The following is a 21,313-nucleotide window of genomic DNA, read 5'->3' as shown; positions in this document are numbered from 1 at the left end:
TCAATAATAACCAAAAAAAATCCGCCTCAGTTGTGAGACGGATTCTTTATTTTTTATCAATGTACAAACGTTGATGCACCAACAAAATCCATAGCCCCGATAGAAACGGCATCCTTTTTCTTTTTCTTACTAAAAAAGAAAATGATATAATGGATAGCGGGATTAAGCTCCTAATAATGGTTTTATGATATACTTTTATTTAATTTTGTAACGTTTCATTTCATAAGTGGAACTAATTATAAAGAAAAATTAAAAATGAATAAATTATTACTTCTCGCCATATTAATATCGGGAGTTTCACAAGCTCAGTTTTTTGAGGAAGCAAAACCTACAAAAATAGATACTTTAAAGGGTTCTAATACAGAATTCAGGAACTTTTGGGATGTCAAGAAATATGATATTGTTCTGGAGCCAAATTTTGAAGCAAAAAGTATCAAGGGAAGTAATAAAATCAGTTTGACGATTGAGAAAGATGTTGTGAATCCGGTTTTTCAAATCGACCTTCAAAGTCCGATGAAAGCAGATAAAATCACAGCAAGTTTTCCAATTGCCGAGAAAAAAATTGACGGAGATTTCATTTTCTTAACTACAAAAAAGAAATTAAAAAAAGGAGAAAAATATACGATTGCTATTGATTATTCCGGAAATCCTGTGATTGCAAAACACGCCCCTTGGGATGGTGGTTGGATGTTTACACAAGACAAAAACGGAAATCCGTGGATGACTGCGGCTGACGAAGGAATTGGCGCGAGCATTTGGCTTCCTGTAAAAGATATTTGGAGTGATGAGCCAGATAACGGAATTACTTTCAAAATCATCACGCCAAAAGATCTGGTGGGTGTAGGCAACGGAAAATTAATCAAAGAAGAAAATCTGGGTGATAAAAAGTCTTGGCTTTGGGAAGTAAAAAGTCCGATCAACGATTATTCCATCATCCCATCGATTGGGAAATATGTGAATTTTAAAGATACTTTTGACGGCGAAAAAGGAAAATTGGATCTGGACTATTGGGTTTTGGATTATAATCTTGACAAAGCTAAAAAGCAATTTGAGCAAGTAAAACCAATGATGAAAGCTTTTGAACATTGGTTTGGACCATATCCTTTTTACGAAGATTCTTACAAATTGGTAGAATCACCACATCTTGGGATGGAACACCAAAGCAATGTTGCTTACGGAAACAAATATCAAAATGGCTATCTCGGAAGAGACCTTTCCGGAACAGGAATTGGTCTGAAATGGGATTACATCATCATCCACGAAACGGGACACGAATGGTTTGCGAACAACATCACAGCAAAAGACCAAGCCGATATGTGGATTCACGAGAGTTTCACCACTTATTCCGAAACCTTGTTTGTGGACTATGTTTTTGGGAAAGCCGATGGTAACAAATATCTGCAAGGTTTAAGAGGCAATATCCAAAACGATAAACCAATCATCGGAACATACGGAATCCGAAATGAAGGCAGCGGCGATATGTATCCAAAAGGTGCGAATATGATTCATACGATTCGTCAGGTGATTAATAATGATGAGAAATTCCGTCAGATTCTGAGAGGTTTGAATAAGGATTTTTATCATCAGACTGTAACCGCATCACAAATTCAGAATTATTTTTCTGAAAAATCAGGCATTGATTTGAAATCAATTTTCGACCAATATCTTACGACCATCAAAATCCCAACTTTGGAATATAAACAGAATGGAAATCAACTAACTTACAAGTGGACAAATGTAGTTCCGAATCTGAAACTTCCAATCAGACTGGCTGATGGACAGGAATTGAAGCCAACGGAAGAGTGGCAAACAGCAACACTTAAGTCTTCTGATGAGTTGAAAGTAGATCCTAATTATTATATTTTTACGAAGAAAATCAACCCATAAAAACCAAAAACCTCCGAAAATTCCGGAGGTTTTATGATTTATAGATTATAATTTATCAATTATAAATTACTCCCATTCAATCGTTGCAGGCGGTTTTGAACTGATATCATAAGCCACTCTATTGATTCCTCTCACTTCATTAATAATCCTACTGGAAACGGTGTCCAAAAATTCATACGGAAGTCGGCTCCAAGTGGCCGTCATAAAATCAATCGTATTGGCTGAACGTACAACTGCTGTGTATTCATAAGTTCTTTCGTCACCCATCACACCTACAGATTTTACTGGGAGAAGAACTACGAATGCTTGAGATACTTTCTCATACAAATCGTTTTTATATAATTCTTCGATGAAGATATCGTCGGCTTCCTGCAGGATTCTAACTTTCTCTGCATCCACTTCGCCCAAAACCCGGATGCCTAAACCTGGACCTGGGAACGGATGTCTGTACACCAATTCGTGCGGGATACCCAATTCCTCTCCTACTTTTCTCACCTCATCTTTGAACAATTCTCTCAATGGTTCCAACAATTGGAATTCCATTTCTTCAGGAAGTCCGCCTACATTGTGATGGGATTTGATAACTGCAGAAGGGCCTTTCACAGATTGAGATTCGATGACATCTGGATAGATTGTGCCTTGTGCCAAGAATTTCGCTCCTTCGATTTGTTTTGATTCTTCATCGAAAACGTGAACAAACTCGTTACCAATGATTTTACGTTTTTCTTCAGGGTCACCGATTCCGGCTAATTTTGAAAGAAATCTTTCGGAAGCATCTACCATTTTGATGTTCATATCGAAGTGCTTTCCGTAATTTTCCATGACTTTTTTACCTTCGTCTTTTCTCAAAAGTCCTGTATCAACGAAGATACAATTCAGTTGGTCACCGATTGCTTTGTGAATCAAAACCGCAGCAACAGAAGAATCTACACCGCCAGATAAACCAAGAATCACTTTTTGGTCACCCACTTTTTCTTTGATTTCTGCAACGGTTTTCTCGATATAATTAGTCAGTTTCCAATTTTTATCTGCTTTACAAATTCCGAAAACGAAGTTCTCAATCATTTTGCCACCTTCTTCGGAATGCGAAACTTCCGGATGAAACTGTACTGCATAAATCTTTTTTTCAGGATTAGAAATCGAAGCGATAACACCGGATTTTGCATTGAGTTCAAAACCTTGTGGCAACTCTGCAACCTCATCGAAATGACTCATCCAAACGACAGAATTCTGATAAACTCCTTTAAGTAATTCATTTTCTTTAACGATTTCGAGGTGTGCTTTTCCATACTCTCCTTTTTCGCCTTTAGCCACTTTTCCGCCTAAAAGATGTGCAGTTAATTGCATTCCGTAGCAGATTCCTAAAACCGGAATTCCTTGCTCATACAATTCTTTTTCTACAAGGTGTGCGTTTTCTGCGTTCACAGAACTTGGACCTCCGGAAAGAATGATTCCTCTTGGTTTTTTTTCAAGAATTTCTGATAATGGTGTGTTGAATGGTACTATTTCCGAATAGACTTCCATTTCACGGATTCTTCTTCCAATTAATTGGTTGTACTGTGAACCGAAGTCTAAAATGATAATTCCGTTTTGCATATAATGTTGTAATATTTTTTATTTTCACTTTTGTCATTCCGTAGGAATCTAAACTATGCTGAGATTCCTACGGAATGACAAACTTGTGTTTTGATGGTAATTTTAAAATTTTTAATATTTGTAAATCTTCTATGAATTGATAAATATTCAATTGTTGTTGTAACCCATAGCCCCGATTGTAACGGCATCCTTTTTTTTTATTGCGATTGCTGAATGGTTCTACGGATTGCTTCACTTCGTTCGCAATGACAAAAAAGATATAGTGGAAAGCGGGATGAAGCTTCTTAAAAAACAAAGAGACATTGGTCGCCCAACATCTCTATATATTTTAGAATTTCGCAATATCTTCTCGGTAAAATCCGTAGTCGAAATCTACAGGAACTGCGTCTTCATAAACTTTTTTACGTGCCTCTTCAAAGGTGTCTCCAAGTGCTACAAGGTTCAGAACTCGTCCGCCTGTAGATACAATTCTGTTTCCTCTGTAATCTGCGCCGGCATATAGCAATTGGCTGTTTTTTACTTTTTCTGCGCCGGTTATTTCGTATCCAGTCTCGTGATTCTGAGGATAGCCGCCAGAACAAACCACCAAACAAACTGCTTTTTGATTTTTGAATTTCAGTTCCAATTCTTTTCCTTGAAGACAATCCTCGATAACATCTACCAAATTGTTCTCCAAAAGAGGTAAAAGAACCTGAGTTTCTGGGTCGCCTAATCTCATATTGTATTCCAACAGATAAGCGCCTTTTTCAGTCACCATTAATCCGAAGAAAATAAACCCTTTGAAACTAAGACCTTCTGTTTTAAGACCTTGAACTGTTGGATTCATAATATTATTAACGAAATCTTGGAAATGCTCGTCTTTGAATTCCGGACTTGGCGCCGCAGAACCCATTCCGCCAGTGTTTGGACCTTTGTCACCGTTTCCTACTTTTTTATAATCTTTTGCAGGAACGAAAGGGAAAATCTTATCTCCGTTGGAAACTCCAATAATTGAAGCTTCGAAACCTTGTAAAAATTCTTCTATTATCACCTGAATCCCAGCATCGCCGAAAATTCTTTTAATCATAAAATCGTGAATCGTTCCTTCTGCTTCTTCCAAATCTTCTGCAATCACAACACCTTTTCCACCAGCCAGACCGCTTGCTTTGATAACAATTGGGAATGTTTTATTTTGAAGATATTCTTTAGCATCTGCGTAAGAATCAAAGGTTACAGACTCCGCTGTTTTGATTCCGTAAGTTTTCATAAACTTCTTAGAAAATGCTTTACTTCCTTCTAATGAAGCCGCTTTTTTTGCAGGACCAAAAACCTTGAGGTCAACTTTTTTGAACTCATCTACGATTCCTTCTACAAGAGGTTTTTCTGGACCAACAATCGTCAAATCTACTTTGTTCTTGATTGCAAAATCTCTAAGTACGATGATATCCGTCTCGTTGATATTTTCTCCTAGTTTTTCGGTAGTGGCGTTGCCGGGAGCAAAAAACATTTTTGTAATTCTGCTGTCCTCACTCAGCTTAAGCGCCAGAGCCGAAGCACGCCCACCATTTCCTACAATAAGTAATCTCATTATGTTTTCAGTTTAACTTTTTAAAGTGCCAAATTTAAGATTTTTTGAGGACAAATGTTATACTGTTAGAATGGTATTTTTCTTAAAAATCTATTAAAATATTTGAAAATCTATAAAATACACAAAACAATAAACGGTGAATTTCCAATTCCTATTCAAGTTATTTCTTCTGGAAAGTTTAGATTATCTTGGCAATTCCATTGGGACTTCCATCAATAATATTTCTGAGCTTTCCTGAGCTTCTAAAGTAAAACTGTTTGTATCCCAAATCCCTAAACCATCTCTTTCATCCAGAATTTGTTCACTAACTTTTGCTTTTCCTTTGATCACGAAAACGTAAACACCGTTTCCAGATTTGTTGATTTTATATTCTTTGGAAAAACCTTTGTCGAATTTTGCCAAGTTAAACCAAGCATCCTGATGAATCCAAACGCCAGCATCATCTGCATCTGGCGAAAGAATTTGCTGAAAATCATTCTGAACTGATTTTTCCTCGATGTTTATTTGATCATATCTTGGAGTTACATCAGTTTTGTTTGGGATAATCCAGATTTGCAAGAATTTCACAGGTTGTTGCGTTGCATTTTCTTCGCTGTGCATTATTCCGGTTCCGGCTGACATTACTTGAATATCTCCTCTTTTGATAATTCCGGAATTGCCCATATTATCGCCGTGACGCAAATCACCTTCCAAAGGAATTGAAATAATTTCCATATCGCGGTGTGGATGTCTCCCGAATCCCATTCCGCCTTCTACGTAATCGTCATTCAAAACTCTCAAAACTCCGAAATGATTTCTTTCCGAATTGTGATAATTGGCAAAGCTAAAACTATGATGACTTTTCAGCCAACCGTGGTTAGCGTAACCTCTGCTTTCTGCGCTGTGATATACTGTTTTCATAACTGATGATTTATAAATGATAATTGATTTGTTTTTATGTTTACAAATATCTTCTATTACAAATCCTTATGCATTGATGTACGGTAAGAATGAAAAACTCCGACGATTGTCGGAGTTAGAAGTATCTTAACACAAAGGCAAAAAGATTTTACCAAATCACCTCTATGCTTTTAAGGCGCGAAGATTTTAACTTCGTTAAAATCAAACAAGCATACTCAAAACATCCGGGTTATCATTCAAATAAGATTCAAAATAACCGAGGTTTTGCATTCTTTGTTTCAAACCATGGAAATCAGAGATATTAGAAAGCTCGATTCCGACGATTGCCAAAGCCGTTTCTCGTGAGTTTTTCTTGGTATATTCGAAATGAGTAATGTCGTCGTTTTCTCCTAAAACATTCAGAACAAAATCTTTCAAAGAACCAGGACGCTGCGGAAATTTGACCATAAAATAATGTTTCAAACCATTGTAAAGTAAAGCTCTTTCTTTGATCTCCTCCATTCTTGTAATGTCGTTGTTGCTTCCACTTACGATACAAACTACGTTTTTACCTTTTATTTGATTTCGATATTGTTCCAAAGATGAAATAGACAAAGCTCCGGCTGGTTCCAAAACAATTGCATCCTTGTTATATAACTGAAGAATTGTTTCACAAATTTTCCCTTCATCCACAGGAATACAATCTGAAAGTGACTTTCTGCAAATCTCAAAAGTCAAATCTCCTACTCTTTTCACTGCCGCACCGTCAACAAAGCCGTCAACTTCAAGCAATTCTGTATTAATATTATTATCTATGGAAGTCCTCATAGAAGGCGCTCCTTTTGGCTCAACACCGATTAATTGAGTTTCTTGTGATAATTCTTTAAAAACTGTTGAAATTCCCGATGCCAAACCACCACCGCCAATCGGAACGAAAACAAAATCAATAGTTTCTTTTTGTTGTTCTAAAATTTCCAATGCCAGAGTTGCCTGTCCTTCAATAATCTGAACATCATCAAAAGGATGAATAAAAGCTGCTCCCGAAGTTTTTGCAAATTCCAAAGCTGCGTTTTTTGAAGCATCAAAAGTATCGCCGACCAATTTGATTTCGGCAAAGTTTCCACCAAACATTTCTACTTGCTCCAATTTTTGTTTTGGAGTTGTCACAGGCATAAAAATCGTTCCTTTGATTTGGAGTTGTTTACAGGAAAAAGCTACACCTTGCGCGTGATTTCCCGCACTTGCACAAACAATTCCTTGCGAAACTTTTCCTTCGTTGAAAAGAGTTTTAATTTTATTATAAGCCCCTCGCAATTTGTACGACCTTACAGGTTGTAAATCCTCTCTTTTGAGGAAAATATTGGCACCAAATTTTTCTGACAATCGGGAATTATATTGCAAAGGCGTATAATTCACGACATTTTCTATACTTTTTCGAGCTTCTTTAACCGCTTCCAAGGTTGGAAATATCAGCGTTTCGTTCATCTTCATTTATAATTTTTATTTTTTAAACCACAAAAGTCACAAAAGATATTATTTTCTTAAAGTTTAAATAGTTGAAAATAAGAAGCTCACAAAATGTTCATCATTTTCGACATTCTTTTTGTGAACTTTAAACACATCTTTTTAAAGCTTAAAAAAACTTTTGTGCCTTTTGACTTCGTCGAATCTACGATTTGTGGTCAAATCATTTCTTTAATTCTTGTTGTTCCGTTTTCCAGAACGAGTTTGTGACTGAGTTTTTTTGGTAATTGAGATTCAAAATGTCCAACATAAATCAACGATTGTCCCTGAGTGGCCAAATCATCAATTACCTGATTGAAATATTGCGTCTGTTCATTATCCATTCCCTGACAAGGCTCATCCAAAATCAGGAGTTTTGGTTTTTTAATCAATGTTCTTGCGAGCAAAGCCAGACGTTGTTTTCCTAAAGGAAGTGTGCTCAACTTTTTGTTTTTATCATCTTTCAAATCGAAGAAATAAAGAATCTGTTCCAATTGTTGTTGCTGGTCAAAACTCAGTTTCTGATACAAACTCATCGAATCAAAAAAACCAGAAGCAATCGTTTGTCCGACATTCGCATTCATATCAAAATACCAATGTAATTCGGGAGAAATCATCCCAATTTTTTCTTTGATATCCCAAATACTTTCACCACTTCCCCGCTTTTGTCCAAAAAGATGAATTTCATTGGCATAAGCTTGCGGATGGTCGCCATTTAATAAACTTAATAATGTTGATTTTCCAGAGCCATTATGACCTTGCAACAGCCATTGTTCACCGGAATTGACTTCCCAATCGATATTTTTCAAAACTTGTTTTTCGCCGTAAGAAATATTGATATTTTCTAATTTGATGAGACTCTCCTGTTCATTTTCCTGATTATTTTGTAAGAAAAACGGAAGCGATTTCGGAATTCTTTCTTCGCCCTTGGAAAATTCTTTTGGAGAATTTCGATGAACTAATTTCCCATTTTCTATTTCAACAAAATACTGAACACTTTCTGGATATTCGTCATCATTATTAATTAAAACCAATGTGACATTTTCCTTTATTAAATCATCAAAAGCCTGATTCAAAAACTGTCTCGATTTTACATCCAAACCTGTGTAAGGTTGGTCTATAATCAAAACCTGAGGTTTTATCCAAAGTGCTTTCAGTAATTGTAATTTCTTGTGTTCGCCACTCGACAATTCTATTAATTGCTGATTTTTAAAATTTTCAAATCCAAAAGGTTGTAAATAGGATTCTAATATTCTGAAGTCCAGATTTTCCTCTTTCCCGAAATGATTCAGTTCTGCAAAAACAGTAAGTGTATCATTTTTTACCTGTTGATTATAACGTTGCTGATAATAAAAATTACGGTCGCCTTCCAGATTACTGAACTGAAACCAATTGGAAACGTACAGAACTTTCTTTGGCAATTCTGAATTTTCATTAAAATTGACCTCAACTTTTCCTTCAAAATTCTTGACTTCTCCCGAAATGATTTTGGCTAAAGTTGTTTTTCCGCTTCCACTTAATCCGCCTAACATCCAACATTCTCCGGAAGATATTTCCCAATCTAAGTTTTCCAATACAGCATTACTACCGTATTGAAAACTTAAATTTTGGATTTCTATAATCGACTTTATCATTTTTGTAAATCAATTACTAGATATTAACATAATGTTCCACAACAGGAAAAGGCTTATAATAATGATGTAACAATTTTTTCCATTCCAAATACTGTTCAGAAGTTCTAAAACCAATTGTATGGGCTTCTAAAGTTTCCCATTCAACTAATAAAATATACTTATTCTCTTCCTCCAAACACTTTTTCAAAGAATGCTTGATATAACCTTTTATAGTGGAAATGTATTGTTCTGCAATTTTAAAATCCTTCTCAAAAGAACCTTCCTTTCCTGCGATCACATTTAGAATTGCAACTTCTAAAATCATTATTAAACTGTTTTGATAGATTTCATCGCAGTCATTGCAGAGCGCAGTTTTCTGCCGACAACTTCTACCGGATGATTTCTCAAAACATCGTTCACGTGAACCAATTGCGCGTTGTCTACAGAAGCATCTTTACCTTCGTTAAAATCTTTTCCAACCAAATCTGTATCCACGGATTTCATAAAATCTGCCAACAACGGTTTGCAAGCTTGGTCGAAAAGGTAACAGCCGTATTCTGCCGTGTCGGAAATCACACGGTTCATCTCGAACAATTTTTTTCTGGCGATGGTATTGGCAATCAAAGGGGTTTCGTGAAGAGATTCATAATAAGCGGATTCCGGTTTGATTCCAGCTTCAACCATTGTTTCGAAAGCTAACTCAACACCCGCTCTGATGAACGCTGACATCAAAAGATAATTGTCAAAATATTCTTGCTCATCTATTTTTACATCGCCTGCAGGTGTTTTTTCGAAAGCGGTTTCTCCTGTTTCTGCTCTCCATTTCAAAAGATTTGCATCGCCATTTGCCCAATCTTCCATCATTGTTTTGGAGAATTCTCCCGAGATAATATCATCCTGATGTTTTTGGAAAAGTGGACGCATAATGTCTTTCAATTCTTCCGAAAGTTCAAATGCTTTTAGTTTTGCAGGATTGGAAAGTCTATCCAACATTCCGCTCACACCGCCGTGTTTCAAAGCCTCGGTGATGACCTCAACGCCGTATTGAACCAATTTGGAAGCATAACCTGCATCAATACCTTTCTCCACCATTTTATCGAATGAAAGAATAGAACCCGTTTGTAAAAGTCCGCACAAAATAGTTTGCTCTCCCATTAAATCGGACTTCACTTCGGCAACAAAAGAGGATTTTAAAACACCAGCTTTGTGACCGCCAGTTCCAACGCAATAGGCTTTTGCTTCTGCCCAGCCTTTTCCTTGAGGGTCATTTTCTGGATGAACGGCAATCAAAGTTGGAACACCAAAACCACGTAGATATTCGGCACGAACTTCGGAACCTGGACATTTTGGAGCGACCATAATTACGGTCAAATCTTTACGAATCTGCATTCCTTCTTCCACAATATTGAACCCGTGAGAATAAGACAAAGTTGCGCTTTGTTTCATCAAAGGTTGAACTGCATTGATTACTGAAGTGTGTTGCTTGTCCGGCGTTAAATTGATGACCAAATCCGCAGTTGGAATGAGTTCTTCGTAAGTTCCGACTTTGAAATTATTTTCGGTTGCATTTTTCCAAGAGTCTCTCTTTTGGTCGATTGCTTCCTGACGTAATGCATAAGAAACATCCAGTCCACTATCTCTCAAATTAAAACCTTGATTCAGACCTTGAGCGCCGCAACCAACCACTACGATTTTCTTTCCTTTCAACGCAGAAACGCCATCAGAAAACTCTGAACTATCCATAAATTCCGCCTGTCCTAACTGATGCAACTGGTCTCTGAGTGATAAGGTATTGAAATAATTTGCCATTATATTATAATTGATAAATGATTAGTGATAATTGATTTTGTTTGAACTTTGAACATTAGCTCAAAACTATTTTGAATATGAATTTTAATTTTTTTAATAATTACATTGTGAAAACGTCGTCTCTTTTGTCGAGGTATTCGTTTTCCACAATCTCGTGAGAAGGTTCTCTTTTTTCGAACTCAATTACTTTTTCGTGGATTCCTGCGCTGTTTTTGATGATTGCGATTCTTGCTCCACGAACGAATTCGATGAGTCCGTATTTGTTGAGTTCTTCTGTTAATCGATCAATTTCTTCACGATGTCCTGCAGTTTCGAAAACGATGTAATCCTGACGAATCACAACTGTGGAAGCGCCATACTGACGAAGCAATCTTTCTACATAAACCTTTTCTGTCACCACATTTGCGGGAACTTTATAAAGTGCCTGTTCCTGCCAAACAATCTCATCGTCAGTATTGAAATAAGCTTTCAGAATATCGATTTGTTTTTCAAGTTGGCGGCAAAGTTTTCTGACAACTTCTTCGGTTTCATTAATGAGAATCGTGAATCTATGAATGCCTTCAACCTCAGATGGAGAAGTATTTAAACTCTCGATGTTGATTTTTCTTCTAGAAAAAATCCCTGAAATTCTGCCGATTAATCCAACCGAATTTTCTGTGTATAACGTGATGGTAAATTCTTGTTTTTCCATTTTATGATAAATTAAAGTTCCAAAGAGTTGGAAATGGTTTGCAGATATTTTTTAAACGCAAAGTCCGCAAAGTTTTTTATTTAATTCAATGTTTTAAAGTTCGCAAAGGCGTAAAACTTAGCAAAGTTTATTAGACTGATAATCTATCTCCTAATTTCTTTGAATTGTTTTATAAATAATTATAAATTATTTAAGTCTGATTTCCGAAACCGAAGTCCCTTGTGCTACCATTGGAAAAACGTTATTTTCTTTTCCAACCATTACTTCCAAAAGATAAGCGCCATCATGATTTATCATTGTTTCCAGAGCAGTTTTGAGGTCTTTTCTTTCGGATATTTTTTGTCCGTCGATGTAATAACCTTTCGCAACGGCTACAAAATCAGGACTTGTGATGTTCACAAAAGAATAACGTCTGTCGTGGAAAAGCTGTTGCCATTGTCTAACCATTCCAAGGAATTCATTATTGAGAATCAGAATTTTAACCTTCGCACCGAACTGCATAATTGTTCCTAATTCCTGCAAAGTCATTTGAAATCCACCATCGCCAATGATCGCAACAACCGTTTTTTCAGGTGCGCCATACCAAGCTCCAATTGCCGCAGGCAAACCAAATCCCATCGTTCCCAAACCTCCTGATGTTACGCTGGATTTAGAATTATTGAAATTAGCGTAACGACAAGCAACCATTTGATGCTGGCCAACATCTGTTGTGATGATGGCGTCACCATTTGTCAGTTCATTCAGAACTTTGATAACCTCTCCCATTGTCATTACATCAGTTTTTGGATTAAGTTCGTCTTGAATAACTTCTTTGATTTCTTCTTTTTCCAACTCGCGGAATTTTTCCAACCACGCTGAATGGTCATTTTCTTTAAGAAGCGCCGTCAACATTGGAAGTGTTTTTTTACAATTTCCCCAAACAGGAACTGTGGTTTTCACATTTTTATCGATTTCGGCTGGATCAATATCAAGATGAATAATTTTTGCTTGTTTCGCATATTTGTCCAAACGACCAGTCACTCTGTCATCGAAACGCATTCCGACCGCAATCAGAACATCACATTCATTAGTCATTACATTTGGCGCATAATTTCCGTGCATTCCTAACATTCCGACGTGTAAGTTGTGATTGGTCGGCAATGCACTCAATCCCATCACCGTTGCTGCTGCAGGAAGATTAACTTTCTCAATAAAAGCTTTGAATTCTTGTTCCGCTTTTCCTAAAATCACACCTTGTCCAAAAAGAACGAATGGTTTTTTTGCCTGATTAATAAGCTCTGCTGCTTGCTCTATATATTCATTTCTGATTTCAGGTTCAGGACGATAACTTCTGATATGATTGCACTTTTTGTAACCTAAATATTCGAATAATTGTAACTGAGCATTTTTGGTAATATCAATCAAAACCGGGCCGGGACGACCTGTACTTGCAATATGAAAAGCTTTGGCGATTGCTTCCGGAATTTCTGTAGCGTCAGTCACTTGATAATTCCATTTTGTAACTGGCGTTGTAATGTTGATAACATCTGTTTCCTGAAAAGCATCTGTTCCCAAAAGTGAGGCAAAAACCTGACCTGTAATGCAGACAATCGGGTTGCTATCTATCATCGCATCTGCCAAACCCGTTACTAAATTGGTTGCCCCGGGACCACTTGTTGCAAACACAACGCCTGTCTTTCCTGAAGTTCTCGCAAATCCCTGCGCTGCGTGAATAGCACCTTGCTCGTGACGAACCAAGATATGTTTCAGTTTTTCGGAATAATCGTACAAAGCGTCATAAATCGGCATAATCGCACCACCTGGATAACCGAAAACCGTATCAACATTTTCCTGCAACAAAGCTTCCAAAACGGCTTTTGAACCAGAGATTTCTATCGCTTTCTGCTGTTCAGATTCTGCTTTTTCTATTTGTGAAATGGTATTACTCATACTAAATATTTTAAGTTTTGGCTAAAGCCCATAATTTCTGTTTACAAAAACGGGCTAAAGCCCATTCCTATTGATTTATATATCGGTTACACAACCTTGTGATGCGTCTGCTACAGATTTAGCGTACTTGTATAATACACCGCTCTTCACTTTGTATTCTGGTTGTTGGAACTCGGATTTTCTTTTAGTGATTTCTTCGTTTGATAATAAAGCATTGATCGTATTTTTCTCTGCATCCAATTCAATGACGTCACCGTCTTTTATCAAGCCTATCAATCCTCCAGCAAAGGCTTCAGGTGTTATATGACCAACCACAAAACCGTGCGTTCCGCCTGAAAATCTTCCGTCTGTGATTAAGGCTACATTTTTACCTAAACCAGAACCCATCAAAGCAGAAGTTGGTTTCAGCATTTCTGGCATTCCGGGTGCGCCTTTTGGTCCTTCGTTTTTGATAACTACAACGTTTCCTTCTTTGATTTTTTTATCTTCGATTCCTTTGATGAATTCTTTTTCTCCGTCAAAAACAATCGCTGTACCTTTAAAATAAGCACCTTCTTTTCCTGTAATCTTCGCAACAGAACCTTTTTCAGCAAGGTTTCCATACATAATTCTGATGTGTCCCGTTTCTTTGATTGGATTTTTGATATCGTGAATGATATTTTGCTGTCTGTCGATAATTGAAGTGACGTGTTCCAAGTTTTCTGCAATGGTTTTTCCTGTAACTGTTAAACAATCGCCGTGAAGTAAGCCTAAATCCAATAGATATTTCATCACCGCCGGAACTCCACCCACTTTATGAAGGTCTTCCATCAGATATTTCCCACTTGGTTTAAGGTCTGCCAAAAATGGAGTTTCATCACTGATTTTCTGGAAATCATCCAAAGTCAAATCGTATCCAATAGATTTTGCAATCGCTATAAAATGGAGAACCGCATTGGTACTTCCACCTAAAATCATAATCAGCCTCAAAGCATTTTCGAACGCTTTAGGAGTCATTATATCGGATGGTTTAATATCTTTTTCCAAAAGAATTTTAATATAATGACCGGCAAACTGACATTCTTCTTTTTTCTCTTTGCTTAATGCTGGATAAGAGGATGAATAAGGCAAACTCATTCCCAAAGCTTCGATGGCAGAAGCCATTGTGTTCGCAGTGTACATCCCGCCGCAAGCACCTGCACTTGGACAAGAATTTTGAATTACTCCTTGAAAATCTTCCTCAGAAATTTTACCTGCGATTTTATTTCCTAACGCTTCGAAAGCTGAAACGATATTCAAATCTTCGCCTTTGTAATGTCCCGGTGCAATACTTCCACCATAAACCATAATCGAAGGACGATTAAGACGAGCCATTGCCATCAGAGAACCGGGCATATTTTTGTCGCAGCCGGGAACAGTAATTAATCCGTCATAATATTGTCCGGCGCAAACAGCTTCGATGGAATCTGCAATGATATCTCGGCTTACTAACGAATAACGCATTCCGTCCGTTCCGTTGGTCATTCCGTCACTAATACCAATCGTATGGAACATTAATCCAACTAAATTTTGTTCCTTGACTCCTTTTTTTACAATCTCGGCAAGACCATTCAGGTGCATATTGCAAGTATTACCATCGTAACCCATACTTGCAATTCCAATCTGTGCTTTGTCGAAATCTTCTTTTTGAAAACCAATTCCGTAAAACATCGCCTGAGTTGCAGGCTGAGTCGGGTCTTTCGTGAGTGTCTTGGAATATTTATTAAGTTCTACGTTACACATATTGCAAGTCTGATTTTAAATAAGAGTAATCCTCTTCTAATACTAAATGACGATAAGCTGTCTGAATTTTTGATGATAAACTTTCTTCCCAATTCAGTTTGAAAGGAACGTTATCAAGAGAATCCAAGGCTACAATTTCTGCTGCTGTTCCGCAGAAAAATCCTGCGTCTGCGCCTTGCATTTCTTCCGGTTTGAAGAATTTTTCTTCATAAGGAATTGCAAGATTATCACAGATTTCAAAAACTGTTGCACGGGTAATTCCTGGAAGAATACTTCCTTTTGCCGGAGTGAACAGTTTTCCCTCTTTCTCAAAGAAGATATTAGCTCCTGAACTTTCAGCAACATTTCCTTCTGCATCCAGAACCAAAGCTTCATCAAAGCCTTTATCTTTCGCTTCCTGACAAGCCAAAATTGAGTTTACATAATGTCCACTGACCTTTGCTTCGACCTTGAAAGCTTTCGGGTTTGGACGTTCAAATGACGACGTCATAATTCTCATTTTATTTGCCATATAACCGTTATCCCAATTCCAAACTTCTATAACGAGATAGCTTTTTTGACCTTTAGACAAAGCCATATTCGGAGAGCAAATCACTAATGGACGGATGTAAGCATTGCTTAGATTATTTTGTTCCAAAAGTTTGTAGGTAATCTCAATCATTGCTTCGGTAGAATAATCGAAAGGCATCATCATTGTTTCGGCAGATTTTCTAAGTCTGTCGTAATGTTTTTCTGCTTTGAAAATCTTGGTTCCGTTGGCAGTTTTGTAAGATTTGATTCCTTCGAAAACAGCATATCCGTAGTGTAAAGATTGACCGTACAGGTCGGTTTTAGCATCTTTTGCTTTCACATATTCCCCATCAAAAAAGAGAACACTGTCATCATTGTAATACATTTTGTATCGGTTTTATATTTTATTAAATGTTTTGTTTTCTTACATAAAAAAACCATTCTCTTGATGAGAATGGTTTGTATTATTTCAATTTCAAAAATTATCACAAGCCATCACTCACCACCGGAATCCGATAATGACAGAAATGACAATAATAATTATTGAGTTATGCATCTGTTTGTTTTGAACGGTACAAATGTATAAACTTTTTTATTACAAACAAGTCTTATCATTAATTTTTCCACAACAAAATTCTGCAAAAAACATCAAAAACATATCTAAAATTTGTTTTTATACGATATTCATCAAAACTTAATTTCAATTTAAAGCATTGGCAATCAACTGTTGAAGTTTTGAAAAAATACGATGTCTAAAATGTTATTTTTTTTTTGATTTTTAATCAAGCATAACTACTTTTTTTCATACGGGACTATACGGGATATGTACGGGACTGATAAGAAATATATAAAAGTAATTTATTGGGTATGATTGATTACATTTGCTTCAAAATAATTGCATTTGAACACTATTCTCATCATCGACGACGAAGAAAAAATCAGAACACTGCTTTCCAGAATTATCAGTTTGGAAGGTTTTGATGTATCCCAAGCTTCTGATTTGAAAAATGCTAAAAAACGACTTGAGATTTCTGAATTTGATGTCGTTATCAGCGATGTCAAACTTCCCGACGGAAGCGGAGTTGAATTTTCTAAAATCATCAAAGAAAAATATCCTGCAACCGAAGTGATCCTTCTGACAGCTTATGGCAATATTCCCGACGGCGTTCAGGCGATAAAAAACGGCGCTTTCGATTATATTACGAAAGGCGATGATAATAACAAAATCATTCCGTTGGTTTACAAAGCTGTAGAAAAAGTAGCGCTTAACAAACGTGTTATTCAGCTCGAAAAACAATTGGGAGACAAGCTTTCTTTTGATAATATCATTGGAAAATCAAAAACTATTCAATCTGCCATTGATTCTGCTAAAAAAGTAGCAGTGACAGATGCAACCGTTCTTTTGACAGGAGAAACCGGAACCGGGAAAGAAGTTTTTGCTCAAGCGATTCATAATGCGAGCAACAGAGCCAAACACAATTTTATTGCCATCAACTGTTCTGCGTTTTCTAAAGAATTGTTGGAAAACGAATTATTCGGACACAAAGCTGGTGCTTTTACAGGCGCTGTGAAAGATACGAAAGGAATTTTCGAAGAAGCGAATAATGGAACGGTTTTTCTCGATGAAATTGGCGAAATGGCTTTGGATTTACAGGCAAAACTACTTCGTGTGTTAGAATCGGGAGAATTTCTGAAGGTGGGAGATAACAAACCTACGAAGATTAATGTACGAATCATTGCGGCGACTAACCGTGATTTGCAAACTGAAATTGAGAATGGTAATTTCCGGGAAGATCTTTATTATCGTATTAATATTTTCAATATTCAGCTTCCGCCATTGCGGGAAAGAGTTGTTGATATTGAGGAATTGGCTAAATATTTTTTAGTAAAATTCAGTCAGAAAGCCGGAAAAAAAATGATCGCGATTTCTCCCGATTATGTAGAAGCTTTGAAACAACATTCCTGGAAAGGAAACATCCGTGAACTTCGAAATATCATCGAAAGAAGCCTTATTCTAAGTGATAATGAAGAATTGAAAGTAGAGAGTTTACCCAGCGAATTTCAAAGTCCATCATCGTCTAATTCTCAATTTTCAACCAAACCTTTGTCAGCTTTTGAATTGGCGAGTGCAGAGAAAATCCACATCCAAAAAGTTCTGAATTATGCCAACGGAAACAAAACCAAAACCGCAGAATTGTTGGGAATCGCACTCACAACTTTGTACCGAAAAATAGAGGAATATCAGTTGTAAGAAAAAGTGAGAAGTACAGATTACACTTCTTACGTTTCACATCTCGCGTTTTACCTTTCCCAAAAGTTTATCAACGTCAGATTTGTTGAAAAGTCCGGTCCCGTTGACCATTGTTGTAGCAGAACCGCAAGCAATGCCTAGTTTTAAAATTTCTCTTAGACTTTTGTTCTTTGATAATGCGGAAACCATCCCCGCAACCATACTGTCACCTGCACCAACTGTGCTTTTAACCTCAACTTTGGGGGCGCCCACAAAGATTTTTTCTGTTTCGGAAAATAGAAATGCGCCTTTTCCGCCCATAGAGACTACCACAATATCTGCTTTTCTGTTTTTGATGATTTCTCTTGCAGAATTTTCGATGGAGTTTTCATCAAGTTCTTTTTTATCTGTGAGAGTTGCTAATTCACCAATATTGGGTTTGATAAGAAAAACACCTTCTTCAGCAGTTTTCATCAGCGCTTCTCCGGAAGTATCGACAATGATTTTCGAATTTTTATTTTTAAATATTCTAATAATCCCAATCAGAAAATCTGAAGAAACATCTTGAGGAAGGCTTCCGCTAATTACAACCCATTTTGGAAATATATTATCGAATGATTTCAGAATATTATTTTGGTCTTCTGCTGTAATTGTTTCCCCGGGAAATCCAAAACGAAACTGTTTTTCTGTTATAGAATCTTGTACAATGAAGTTTTCCCGGGTTTCATTAGATACTTTGAAAGGATGAATTTTGATATCTTCTTTCTCAATAAGATTTTCCAGTAAATCACCAGTTCTGCCGCCGGAAACGAAAAACGTCTCAGCTTCTGTTCCCAATCTTTTCAGTGCTCTGGAAACATTGATTCCGCCACCGCCCGGTTCATATTTAGGAGCCGTGCAGCGCAGTTTTTTTTCGGGTTCGATTCCTTCAACAGAAGCGTTTTTGTCAACAGAAGGATTCAAAGTGATTGTTAAGATTTCCATTTACTTGATTATATCAAACAAATATATTACAAAAAACTACGTAAACCCTTTCAAAACGACAGTAATGATCCTTTCAAAATGAAAGGGTTTTTGTTTTAAAAAATTTAGATACAATTTTAAGTGATTGATATTTAGTTATTTATAAAATATTTTTTCATCTGGAATCCCATTTGACAAGATTCTGGCATAATATAAAAAGCAGGTTATGCAAAAATTGAAAATCAGAATGTACAAGAGATTGAAATCTTGGCATCTATTAGCAATCCTTTACGGACTTATTATATTCTTTGGCATTACATACAGAATCTTTAATCTATAATCTATGACAATCGTATTGACTATCTCAGGTATTGTACTTTTTGTACTCTTTTTTTTACCCGTAAAATATTTTGAAAAAATATGACAGCATTATTTATTATCGCCGTTGCCGTATTTGTCTATATGTGCTATGTGCTTGTGAAACCTGAAAAATTTTAAAAAGATGATGACTCCTAACATAAAAAGAAAATTGATGGAATGGCTTACACTATTCTTTTGGATGTCTTTTGTGGCAGCATTTATTTATCTGGTTATTGTTGTGAGAGGTCTAACAATAGAATGAATTTTATCAATCTAATAAACTATACAAGAAAAAATTATTATTTAAAAAATGAATACAGAAATTTTAGGAATTATATTGATGTTCGTATTGGTGGTATTATTCGCTATTCCACTGGGGCGCTACATTGGTAAAATATTCAGCAACGAAAAAACTTGGCTCGACGGGATTTTCAATCCAATAGACAAACTATTTTATAAAATTTCCGGCATCAATCCTGAAAAGGAAATGAACTGGAAACAACATCTTGGAGCATTGCTGACCATCAATGTGGTATGGTTTCTCATTTCGATGTTTGTTTTGACCAATATGAGCTGGCTTCCTCTAAATCCGGATAATAACCCGTCAATGAGCGGCGATCTGGCTTTCAATACGGCAGTAAGTTTTGTGACCAATACTAATCTTCAGCATTATTCCGGAGAATCAGGGTTGTCTTATTTGGGGCAATTGACATTGATGCTGTGGCAGTTTATCTCCGCAGGCTGCGGTATTGCTATTGCAGGTATGGTTTTCCTGGCTATGAAGGAAAGAACAGCGGATAAGTTAGGAAATTTTTACTTTTTATTTATCAGAACTTGCACAAGAGTTTTATTCCCAATCGCTGTAGTTGTAGCTTCATTATTGGCTTTTAACGGAACACCAATGACTTTCGAAGGAAAAGACCCGATTACAACATTACAGGGTGATAAAGTTGAGGTAAGCCGTGGTCCGGTAGCAGGATTCGTTGCCATCAAGCAACTAGGAACCAATGGCGGTGGATTTTTTGGTCCTAACTCTGCGCATCCTTTAGAAAACCCAAATTACTTTACCAATATTGTCGAAACAGTTTCTATTATGTTGATTCCGATTGCAATGGTATTTGCGATGGGTTATGTTTTAAGAAGAAAAAAATTGGCGTGGACTATTTTCGGGGTAATGACCGTAGGATTTCTGTTATTGTTAACGCCAACAGTTATTAATGAAATTAATGGAAACCCAGCTATCGAAAAAATGGGAATTGCTCAGAATTTGGGTAGTATGGAAGGCAAAGAAGTTCGTTTCGGACCCGCCGCTTCTGCTTATTGGGCAATTAATACAACGGTTACCAGCAACGGTTCTGTCAACGCAATGCACGATTCTCTGACACCGCTTTCCGGAATGAACACAATGCTCGGAATGATGGTCAATGCGTTCTACGGAGGTGTAGGTGTAGGTTTTTTAAACTTTTATATATTCATCATCCTCGCCGTTTTCATCAGTGGATTAATGGTAGGAAGAACACCTGAATTCTTAGGGAAGAAAATCGAGGCCAGAGAAATGAAAATCGCAATGATCATCGCATTGCTTCACCCTTTCCTAATTCTTGTAGGAACTGCAATCTCAAGTTATATGGTTGCACACAATCCAGATGAATACGGAAGTTGGTTGAACAATCCGGGCTTCCACGGTTTCAGTGAAATGTTATATGAATTTACGTCATCAAGTGCCAACAATGGAAGTGGTTTTGAAGGTTTGGCTGATAACAACCCATTCTGGAATATTGCGTGCGGAATCGTAATGCTGATGGCCAGATATTTACCAATTATTGGCCCGGTTGCCATCGCAGGAAGTCTCGCGGCTAAAAAATATATCCCTGAAAGTGCAGGAACGCTCAAAACAGATACAGCAACATTCGGTTTAATGGTGTTTGCGGTGATTGCAATTGTAGCAGCGTTGTCATTCTTTCCGGCGTTAGCATTAGGTCCAATCGCTGAATATTTTTCACTTTAATTCTTAT

The 21,313-nt window shown here is 36.8% G+C and carries 16 protein-coding genes; 4 read left to right on the top strand and 12 right to left on the bottom strand.

What is annotated here, in order from left to right; translation table 11 throughout:
* Positions 1 to 255 precede the first annotated feature (255 nt).
* Positions 256 to 1,887 (top strand): M1 family metallopeptidase, encoded by a 1,632-nt coding sequence (locus EGH73_RS07775; protein ID WP_123281371.1) that lies wholly within the window; start codon positions 256 to 258, stop codon positions 1,885 to 1,887.
* Positions 1,888 to 1,953: 66 nt separating this feature from the next.
* Here EGH73_RS07775 and guaA read toward each other — a convergent pair whose 3' ends face one another.
* From guaA to ilvE, 11 genes are all read right to left on the bottom strand, one after another.
* Positions 1,954 to 3,483 carry a glutamine-hydrolyzing GMP synthase gene (gene guaA / locus EGH73_RS07770; RefSeq protein ID WP_123281370.1) on the bottom strand — a complete coding sequence of 510 codons (1,530 nt, stop codon included), beginning with the start codon at positions 3,481 to 3,483 and terminating at the stop codon, positions 1,954 to 1,956.
* Positions 3,484 to 3,811: 328 nt separating this feature from the next.
* On the bottom strand, positions 3,812 to 5,050 hold the full coding sequence (gene purD / locus EGH73_RS07765; protein ID WP_123281369.1) for a phosphoribosylamine--glycine ligase: 1,239 nt from the start codon (positions 5,048 to 5,050) through the stop codon (positions 3,812 to 3,814).
* A gap of 183 nt (positions 5,051 to 5,233) precedes the next feature.
* Entirely contained in the window at positions 5,234 to 5,950 is a 717-nt protein-coding gene (locus EGH73_RS07760; protein ID WP_123281368.1) for a pirin family protein, read from the bottom strand.
* A gap of 201 nt (positions 5,951 to 6,151) precedes the next feature.
* Positions 6,152 to 7,420, bottom strand: coding sequence for a threonine ammonia-lyase IlvA (gene ilvA / locus EGH73_RS07755; RefSeq protein ID WP_123281367.1), 1,269 nt, complete (start codon positions 7,418 to 7,420; stop codon positions 6,152 to 6,154).
* Between the two features lie 191 nt (positions 7,421 to 7,611).
* Positions 7,612 to 9,066 (bottom strand): ATP-binding cassette domain-containing protein, encoded by a 1,455-nt coding sequence (locus EGH73_RS07750; RefSeq protein ID WP_123281366.1) that lies wholly within the window; start codon positions 9,064 to 9,066, stop codon positions 7,612 to 7,614.
* A 16-nt stretch (positions 9,067 to 9,082) separates the two neighbouring features.
* Positions 9,083 to 9,370, bottom strand: a complete 288-nt coding sequence (locus tag EGH73_RS07745) for an antibiotic biosynthesis monooxygenase family protein (RefSeq protein WP_123281365.1) — start codon at positions 9,368 to 9,370, stop codon at positions 9,083 to 9,085.
* Between the two features lie 2 nt (positions 9,371 to 9,372).
* Positions 9,373 to 10,854, bottom strand: coding sequence for a ketol-acid reductoisomerase (gene ilvC, locus EGH73_RS07740; protein WP_123281364.1), 1,482 nt, complete (start codon positions 10,852 to 10,854; stop codon positions 9,373 to 9,375).
* Between the two features lie 100 nt (positions 10,855 to 10,954).
* The gene (ilvN, locus tag EGH73_RS07735) at positions 10,955 to 11,545 is read right to left on the bottom strand and encodes an acetolactate synthase small subunit (RefSeq protein ID WP_123281363.1); all 591 of its coding nucleotides are present in this window, start codon (positions 11,543 to 11,545) and stop codon (positions 10,955 to 10,957) included.
* A 186-nt stretch (positions 11,546 to 11,731) separates the two neighbouring features.
* The gene (gene ilvB / locus EGH73_RS07730; RefSeq protein ID WP_123281362.1) at positions 11,732 to 13,474 is read right to left on the bottom strand and encodes a biosynthetic-type acetolactate synthase large subunit; all 1,743 of its coding nucleotides are present in this window, start codon (positions 13,472 to 13,474) and stop codon (positions 11,732 to 11,734) included.
* Between the two features lie 75 nt (positions 13,475 to 13,549).
* Positions 13,550 to 15,235, bottom strand: coding sequence for a dihydroxy-acid dehydratase (gene ilvD / locus EGH73_RS07725; RefSeq protein ID WP_123281361.1), 1,686 nt, complete (start codon positions 15,233 to 15,235; stop codon positions 13,550 to 13,552).
* Positions 15,228 to 16,130, bottom strand: coding sequence for a branched-chain-amino-acid transaminase (gene ilvE / locus EGH73_RS07720; RefSeq protein WP_123281360.1), 903 nt, complete (start codon positions 16,128 to 16,130; stop codon positions 15,228 to 15,230). The genes ilvD and ilvE overlap by 8 nt, the downstream gene beginning before the upstream one ends.
* A gap of 516 nt (positions 16,131 to 16,646) precedes the next feature.
* On the opposite strand from ilvE, the gene EGH73_RS07715 reads away from it, so the two are divergent.
* Positions 16,647 to 17,996 (top strand): sigma-54-dependent transcriptional regulator, encoded by a 1,350-nt coding sequence (locus tag EGH73_RS07715; RefSeq protein ID WP_089769212.1) that lies wholly within the window; start codon positions 16,647 to 16,649, stop codon positions 17,994 to 17,996.
* 36 nt (positions 17,997 to 18,032) lie between these two features.
* Here the strand turns inward: EGH73_RS07715 and EGH73_RS07710 are convergent, their stop codons facing one another.
* Complete coding sequence (locus EGH73_RS07710) at positions 18,033 to 18,959, bottom strand: 1-phosphofructokinase family hexose kinase (RefSeq protein ID WP_123281359.1); 927 nt, start codon at positions 18,957 to 18,959, stop codon at positions 18,033 to 18,035.
* 399 nt (positions 18,960 to 19,358) lie between these two features.
* On the opposite strand from EGH73_RS07710, the gene EGH73_RS07705 reads away from it, so the two are divergent.
* Both EGH73_RS07705 and kdpA read left to right on the top strand, forming a co-directional pair.
* Positions 19,359 to 19,436: a potassium-transporting ATPase subunit F gene (locus tag EGH73_RS07705; RefSeq protein ID WP_089769290.1), complete on the top strand. Its 78-nt coding sequence runs from the start codon at positions 19,359 to 19,361 to the stop codon at positions 19,434 to 19,436.
* A 172-nt stretch (positions 19,437 to 19,608) separates the two neighbouring features.
* A complete protein-coding gene (kdpA, locus tag EGH73_RS07700; protein WP_123281358.1) occupies positions 19,609 to 21,306 on the top strand; it encodes a potassium-transporting ATPase subunit KdpA in 1,698 nt (565 codons plus the stop codon).
* The last annotated feature ends 7 nt before the right edge of the window (positions 21,307 to 21,313 follow it).

Source organism: Epilithonimonas hominis (genome assembly GCF_003730015.1).
Lineage (GTDB): Bacteria > Bacteroidota > Bacteroidia > Flavobacteriales > Weeksellaceae > Epilithonimonas > Epilithonimonas hominis.
The sequence above is the reverse complement of the archived record's forward strand: the minus strand, read 5'-3'. Positions and strand labels throughout refer to the sequence as shown.

Excerpts from the sequence above, each read along its gene's own strand:
- EGH73_RS07775 (WP_123281371.1), top strand. The coding sequence starts at position 256 with ATGAATAAATTATTACTTCTCGCCATATTAATATCGGGAGTTTCACAA.
- guaA (WP_123281370.1), bottom strand. The coding sequence starts at position 3,483 with ATGCAAAACGGAATTATCATTTTAGACTTCGGTTCACAGTACAACCAA.
- purD (WP_123281369.1), bottom strand. The coding sequence starts at position 5,050 with ATGAGATTACTTATTGTAGGAAATGGTGGGCGTGCTTCGGCTCTGGCG.
- EGH73_RS07760 (WP_123281368.1), bottom strand. The coding sequence starts at position 5,950 with ATGAAAACAGTATATCACAGCGCAGAAAGCAGAGGTTACGCTAACCAC.
- ilvA (WP_123281367.1), bottom strand. The coding sequence starts at position 7,420 with ATGAAGATGAACGAAACGCTGATATTTCCAACCTTGGAAGCGGTTAAA.
- EGH73_RS07750 (WP_123281366.1), bottom strand. The coding sequence starts at position 9,066 with ATGATAAAGTCGATTATAGAAATCCAAAATTTAAGTTTTCAATACGGT.
- EGH73_RS07745 (WP_123281365.1), bottom strand. The coding sequence starts at position 9,370 with ATGATTTTAGAAGTTGCAATTCTAAATGTGATCGCAGGAAAGGAAGGT.
- ilvC (WP_123281364.1), bottom strand. The coding sequence starts at position 10,854 with ATGGCAAATTATTTCAATACCTTATCACTCAGAGACCAGTTGCATCAG.
- ilvN (WP_123281363.1), bottom strand. The coding sequence starts at position 11,545 with ATGGAAAAACAAGAATTTACCATCACGTTATACACAGAAAATTCGGTT.
- ilvB (WP_123281362.1), bottom strand. The coding sequence starts at position 13,474 with ATGAGTAATACCATTTCACAAATAGAAAAAGCAGAATCTGAACAGCAG.
- ilvD (WP_123281361.1), bottom strand. The coding sequence starts at position 15,235 with ATGTGTAACGTAGAACTTAATAAATATTCCAAGACACTCACGAAAGAC.
- ilvE (WP_123281360.1), bottom strand. The coding sequence starts at position 16,130 with ATGTATTACAATGATGACAGTGTTCTCTTTTTTGATGGGGAATATGTG.
- EGH73_RS07710 (WP_123281359.1), bottom strand. The coding sequence starts at position 18,959 with ATGGAAATCTTAACAATCACTTTGAATCCTTCTGTTGACAAAAACGCT.
- EGH73_RS07705 (WP_089769290.1), top strand. The coding sequence starts at position 19,359 with ATGACAGCATTATTTATTATCGCCGTTGCCGTATTTGTCTATATGTGC.
- kdpA (WP_123281358.1), top strand. The coding sequence starts at position 19,609 with ATGAATACAGAAATTTTAGGAATTATATTGATGTTCGTATTGGTGGTA.